General features: G+C 47.6%; 5 protein-coding genes. 3 read left to right on the plus strand and 2 right to left on the minus strand.

What is annotated here, in order from left to right; genetic code table 11:
• Positions 1-174 precede the first annotated feature (174 nt).
• The gene (locus ACTHY5_RS10495) at positions 175-825 is read right to left on the minus strand and encodes an OmpA family lipoprotein (RefSeq protein WP_441879406.1); all 651 of its coding nucleotides are present in this window, start codon (positions 823-825) and stop codon (positions 175-177) included.
• 86 nt (positions 826-911) lie between these two features.
• Entirely contained in the window at positions 912-1,487 is a 576-nt protein-coding gene (locus ACTHY5_RS10500) for a DNA-3-methyladenine glycosylase I (protein WP_441879407.1), read from the minus strand.
• A 247-nt stretch (positions 1,488-1,734) separates the two neighbouring features.
• On the opposite strand from ACTHY5_RS10500, the gene glyQ reads away from it, so the two are divergent.
• From glyQ to ACTHY5_RS10515, 3 genes are all read left to right on the plus strand, one after another.
• Positions 1,735-2,646 (plus strand): glycine--tRNA ligase subunit alpha, encoded by a 912-nt coding sequence (gene glyQ / locus ACTHY5_RS10505; protein ID WP_441879409.1) that lies wholly within the window; start codon positions 1,735-1,737, stop codon positions 2,644-2,646.
• Positions 2,647-2,655: 9 nt separating this feature from the next.
• Positions 2,656-4,725 (plus strand): glycine--tRNA ligase subunit beta, encoded by a 2,070-nt coding sequence (gene glyS, locus ACTHY5_RS10510; RefSeq protein ID WP_441879411.1) that lies wholly within the window; start codon positions 2,656-2,658, stop codon positions 4,723-4,725.
• A 364-nt stretch (positions 4,726-5,089) separates the two neighbouring features.
• On the plus strand, positions 5,090-6,367 hold the full coding sequence (locus ACTHY5_RS10515; protein ID WP_441879413.1) for a valine--pyruvate transaminase: 1,278 nt from the start codon (positions 5,090-5,092) through the stop codon (positions 6,365-6,367).
• Positions 6,368-6,494 lie beyond the last annotated feature (127 nt).

Genomic DNA, 6,494 nt, shown 5'->3' on the forward strand with positions numbered 1-6,494 from the left:
GCCCCTTTGTTCGGCTTTTACAGACAGTACAAACTGACTACTTATTTAATACGATAGGTATAAAAACACCCGTAGTTTTTTCGGATAGCGTATAGCTGGTGCCAGCCATAAAAAATGCCCGCAACTGCGGGCATTTTTGTTTACCGATTAAACCATTACATCAGCAATAAAGGCTTACTGCATTGGGCTTAGGGTAATCTCTACACGGCGGTTTTGCGCACGGCCGTTAGCAGTGTTGTTGCTGGCCACTGGCTGATTGTAGCCGACACCGCGAATGTTAAAACGGTTAGCTGCTGCACCTTGGCTGATCAGGTACTGACCAACAGACGCGGCGCGGCGCTCAGACAAAGCTTGGTTATGGCTAGCAGAGCCTGTGTTATCGGTATGGCCCACTACGTTAACGTAGGTTTTTTCATACTCTTTTAATACCATAGCCACACCACTTAAGGTGTTATAAAAACTAGGTGATAAGTCGGCGCTGTCTACCGCAAAGGTGATTGAGCTTGGCATGTTTAAGATGATGTTGTCGCCATTACGGCTCACACTCACGCCGGTACCGCGCATTTTATCGCGCAATTTCGCTTCTTGCACATCCATGTAGTAGCCCACGCCACCACCTAATGCAGCACCCGAAGCGGCACCAATTAAAATACCTTTTTTGCGGTCACTAGAGCTGGCAGATGCACCACCAATAACAGCACCAGCAAGCGCGCCAACACCGCTGCCAATAGCAGCTTTAGATGCTTGTGACTCGCCAGTATAAGGATTTGTCGTACAAGCAGACAGCACCAGTGCTGCTGCTAACGTTAAGCCAATTTTTTTCATAATGAGGTTCCATATGTAACAAGTACAAGTATTTGCAAATATAGCCTTGCTTGCCCAGATCTACAAAGTTTCCTTACTTATAAAAGTCAGCTGTTGACGCGACTTGGGTGACAATGACAGCTAAGTAAGTGGTCGTTAACCATGCCCACCGCTTGCATAAAGGCATAACAAATTGTGTCACCAACAAAAGAAAAGCCGCGCTTTTTTAGCGCTTTCGCCATCATTTTAGACTCTATAGTATAAGTAGGCACAGCTTCAAGCGTTGGCCAATGGTTAATAACTGGCTGGCCTCCCACAAATTGCCATAACCAAGCACTAAAATTAATGCCCTCTTGCTCCATGGCAAGATAGGCACGGGCATTGGTAATAATAGCGCGAATTTTTAATTGGTTGCGTACTATGCCCGCTTTTGGACTTGCCATTAATCGCTCTACATCCTGCTCGGTAAAGTCAGCAATCAGAGAGGGCTCAAAATCAGCAAAGGCTGCTCGGTAATTCGGTATTTTACAAAGAATGGTAAACCAGCTTAATCCGGCTTGCTGACCATCAAGGCACAGCTTTTCAAACAAGGCGCGACTATTATATTCAGGTACGCCCCATTCATTATCGTGATACGCCTGATACCTGGGGTCATCATTAACCCAACCACAACGGATTAGCATAATCGCTCCTTTTTTGTACGTGAGGGGTGAAAATCAGCTCCTAGTGCTAAGTAAAACCGGCCGACTAAAGATGACCTCTACATCCGTGGCCTATGTAATATCGACACACTCCTTGGTTCTAGCTGGGTGCTTGGTGCTGCGCGCGCGGCGCTGCCCTTATAATTCAAACTATATTCGTATCGGGTCAGGAGGTATACTCTACCCCTTAGTTTCTCTGCGAACGCACCTATAGCAAGGCGCTTACATCATGCAAAAATTCGATATCAATACCTTTCAAGGTCTGATCCTGACCTTGCAGGATTATTGGGCTCAGCAAGGCTGTGCCATTGTCCAGCCGCTGGATATGGAAGTAGGTGCTGGCACCTCTCACCCCATGACCTGCTTGCGCGCCATAGGCCCAGAGCCCATGGCCACCGCTTATGTACAACCATCACGCCGCCCCACCGACGGCCGTTATGGCGAAAACCCTAACCGCTTGCAGCATTACTACCAGTTTCAAGTTGTGATCAAGCCCTCCCCCGATAACTTACAAGAGCTTTACTTAGGCTCTTTACAAGCACTGGGCCTAGATCCATTAGTACACGACATTCGCTTTGTGGAAGATAACTGGGAAAACCCAACATTGGGCGCTTGGGGCTTAGGCTGGGAAGTCTGGCTAAACGGCATGGAAGTCACGCAGTTTACTTACTTTCAGCAAGTGGGCGGCCTTGAGTGCAAACCGGTCACAGGTGAAATTACCTACGGTTTAGAGCGCCTAGCCATGTATATTCAAGGCGTCGACTCAGTATACGACTTAGTCTGGTGTGACGGTCCTTTAGGTAAAACCACCTATGGCGATATTTTCCACCAAAACGAAGTTGAGCAGTCAACCTATAACTTTGAGCACGCTAACGTTGAGCATTTATTTGGTTTCTTCGAGCAATGCGAACAAGAGTGTCAGGCATTATTAGCACTAGACACACCGCTGCCGCTGCCCGCCTACGAGCGCATTCTTAAAGCCGGTCATGCTTTTAACTTGCTCGATGCCCGCAAAGCGATATCGGTGACCGAACGCCAACGCTATATCTTGCGTATTCGCACGCTTACCAAAGCCGTTGCCGAAGCCTACTATGCCTCTCGAGAAGCGCTTGGCTTCCCTATGTGTAATAAAGAAAAATAAGGGATCAGCATGTCTGAACAGAATTTTCTGGTTGAATTGGGTACCGAAGAGCTACCGCCAAAGGCATTGCGCAGCCTAGGTAGTGCCTTTGCCGACAACCTTAAACAAGAACTGACCAGTGCAGATCTGACTTTTTCACAAGTGCACTGGTATGCCGCTCCTCGTCGTTTAGCCGTTTACGTCACCGGTTTGAGCTTGGCCCAAGCCGATAAGCAGGTAGAAAAACGTGGCCCTGCGGTACAAGCCGCCTTTGACGGCGACGGTAACCCAACCAAAGCCGCCATGGGCTGGGCTCGTGGCAACGGTATTGAGGTCAGCCAGGCCAGTCGTTTAAAAACCGACAAAGGTGAGTGGTTGCTGCATATCGCAGATATTAAAGGTAAAGCCGCTGCTGACTTATTGCCGAGCATGGTCGAAAAAGCCCTTAGTCATTTGCCGATCCCTAAAGCTATGCGCTGGGGTGATAAGAGCATTCAATTTATTCGTCCTGTGCACACGTTAACCTTGTTACTTGGCGAACAATTATTGCCGGCTAATATGTTAGGGGTCGAGTCTTCACGCACCCTGCGTGGCCATCGCTTTATGGGCGAGTCTGAGTTTGAGTTACAGAGCGCCGATGACTATTTAAGCGCCCTTGAAAATACCGGCAAGGTATTAGCAGACTTTGAGCGTCGTAAAGCCATTATTCAAGAAGGTGTCACCCAAGCGGCCGCTGCTGCAGGTGGAGTTGCCGACTTAGATGAAGATTTATTAGAGGAAGTCACTTCTTTGGTTGAATGGCCAGTGGTGCTGACTGCCAACTTTGAGAATAACTTTCTTGAAGTCCCCTCTGAAGCCTTAGTACACACCATGAAAGGCGACCAAAAGTACTTTCCGGTCTACGATCAGGCTGGCAATTTAATGCCGACTTTTATCTTTGTGACCAATATTGAGTCTAAAGATCCCAGCCAAATTATTGCCGGTAACGAAAAAGTCGTACGCCCGCGCCTAGCCGACGCACAATTCTTTTTTGATAACGACCGTCAAGCAAGCTTGGCTTCTCGCCTTGAACAACTCAACTCTGTGCTGTTTCAAAAGCAGCTGGGATCGGTACGAGAAAAGTCTGAACGCATCAGTGTGTTATCGGGCTTTATTGCCGCCGCCATGGGAGCAGACCAAGCAAGTGCAGAGCGCGCCGGCTTGCTGTCTAAATGTGACTTAGTTACCGATATGGTGGGTGAGTTTGCCGAAACGCAAGGCGTGATGGGCATGCACTACGCGCGCCACGACGGTGAGGACGAAGCCGTCGCATTAGCGCTAAAAGAGCAATATCAACCAAGATTTTCGGGTGATGCGCTGCCTAGCCAAGACATTTCTGCCGCTGTGGCCCTAGCTGATAAGTTGGACACGCTAGTGGGTATTTTTGGCATAGGCCAAACTCCCAAAGGCGATAAAGATCCCTTTGCCCTGCGCCGTGCCGCTTTAGGTACCTTGCGTATTATTGTTGAAAAAGGCTACGACCTCGATTTAGTTATTATTATTGAGCAAGCTCGCACTTTATACGGCGATAAACTCAGCAATGCTAACGCAGCCACCGAAGTGTTGGACTTTATGCTGGGCCGCTTTCGCGCTTGGTATCAAGACTTGGGTTATGGTGTGGATGTCATTCAAGCGGTATTGGCACGTCGTCCGACTCGCCCCGCCGACTTTGATGCCCGCGTAAAAGCCGTGAGCGAGTTCCGCAAGCTGGAAGCATCCTCAGCCCTTGCCGCTGCCAATAAGCGGGTGGGCAATATTTTGGCTAAGTTTGATGGCGATATACCTGCACAAGTGAACACGGCGCTGCTGCAAGACACGGCCGAACAAGCGCTGGCCACCCAGTTAAGCGAATTAAGCGAGCGCCTAACGCCGCTATTTGCCAATGCCGATTACAACAGTACATTAAGCGAGTTAGCGACCTTGCGTGAAAGCGTCGATAACTTCTTCGATCAGGTAATGGTGATGGCGGATGATCAAGCCTTGCGTTTAAATCGCTTAAGCCTGCTCAACCAGCTACGCAACCTATTCCTGCAAATTGCAGATATCTCGTTGCTGCAGTAGATAACTTTAAAGACTAGAAATTTTGGCAACGGAATCCGCAAAACCCACGGAAAAATTAACATGGGATAAGATCGACAAGGAGTTAAGATTTTAAATGGCTAAGAGTGCGCTCTGTGATGTTCGAGTGTTTAGCTCTTACCATTAATAATCACTTTCAGATCTGATCACTATTGTTCCGCGTCATTCTGCGTTCTTCCGTTGCAGATATGCTCTTTGATCTTTAACTTACGGCGTATGGCGCACGACGTACAGCTTTCTTCAAAGCCCCGCCCTGTGCGGGGCTTTTTAGTTGGTCGACAGCTCATTCGATATCGGATAACGTGAGCATTATTATTAACTTTTCTTCTGTTTGGTAAGTGATCTCATGGAATTCTCAACGTTTGGCCAAAAATTTACCCGCCATGCCGGTATTACCCAATTAATGGACGACCTTAATCAAGGCCTGACCACCCCCAACACCATTATGCTCGGCGGCGGTAATCCGGCGGCGATTCCTGAGGTGTTATCTTACCTTGACCAACAAGCACAACAGCTGATCAAAAACGGCGATTTAATTAAAGCCATGGCCAATTACGACGGGCCACAAGGCAAAGATGCCTACATTAATGCGCTAGCCAAACTGCTATCAAACGAGTTGGGCTGGGCCATTGGTCCTGAACATATTGCCCTGACCAACGGCAGCCAAACCGCCTTTTTTTACCTGTTTAACTTATTGGCCGGTGAATTTAATGACGGCCGCAAAAAGAAGGTCTTGTTTCCATTAGCACCAGAATATATTGGCTATGGTGACGGGGCACTCAGTGAAGATCACTTTGTGGCCTGCAAGCCCACTATCACCCAACTTGAAGACGGCCTATTTAAGTATCACGTTGATTTCGATAACTTAGAAGTCGGTGATGATGTCGGATTAATTTGTGTATCACGCCCTACTAACCCCACAGGTAACGTGCTTACCGATGAAGAAGTGATGCGCCTCGATATGATTGCTCGAGACAAAGGCATTCCGCTCCTTATCGATAATGCCTACGGCATGCCCTTCCCTAATATTATCTTCAGTGAAGCTAAGCCATTTTGGAACGACAATACCATTTTATGTATGAGCTTATCTAAGCTGGGCCTACCAGGCGTGCGTTGTGGCATTGTGGTCGCCAAGCCTGAATTAATTAAAGCCATGACCAATATTAGCGGCATTATCAACTTGGCACCGGGTAGTGTGGGGCCTGCCATGACGTTGCCGATGATGGAAAATGGCGATGTGCTAAAACTCAGCAACGAAGTCATTAAGCCTTACTACCAACACAAAGCACAACAAGCAGTCACTTGGTTACAAGCCGCCATTAGTCTGCCACAGTTTCATATTCATAAACCCGAAGGCGCTTTGTTTTTATGGCTGTGGTTTGAAGACTTACCTATTCATTGCCAAGAGCTGTATGAACGCTTAAAACAAAAGGGGCTATTAGTGGTTCCTGGGCACTACTTCTTTCCGGGCATTGAAGATGAACACTGGCAGCACAGTAAAGAATGTATTCGCCTCAACTATGCGCAATCAGAAGCCGATGTACAGGCCGGCATTAAAATTTTGGCTGAAGAAATCTACGCTATTTATCAAGCGCCACAAACCAAGCTAGAAGCCGGAAGTTAAGACTAAAATAAAACAAAAACGCCGACCCTAGGGTCGGCGTTTTGCTAAATTTAGATGATTAGCGTCTAAGTTTTATACCAATCTGGAAAAATAACTGATCTATTTTTGTTTGTATAAAAAGTCGAAC

The sequence above is a fragment of the Oceanisphaera sp. genome, assembly GCF_052084945.1.
In the GTDB taxonomy this organism is placed as follows: Bacteria; Pseudomonadota; Gammaproteobacteria; order Enterobacterales; family Aeromonadaceae; genus Oceanimonas.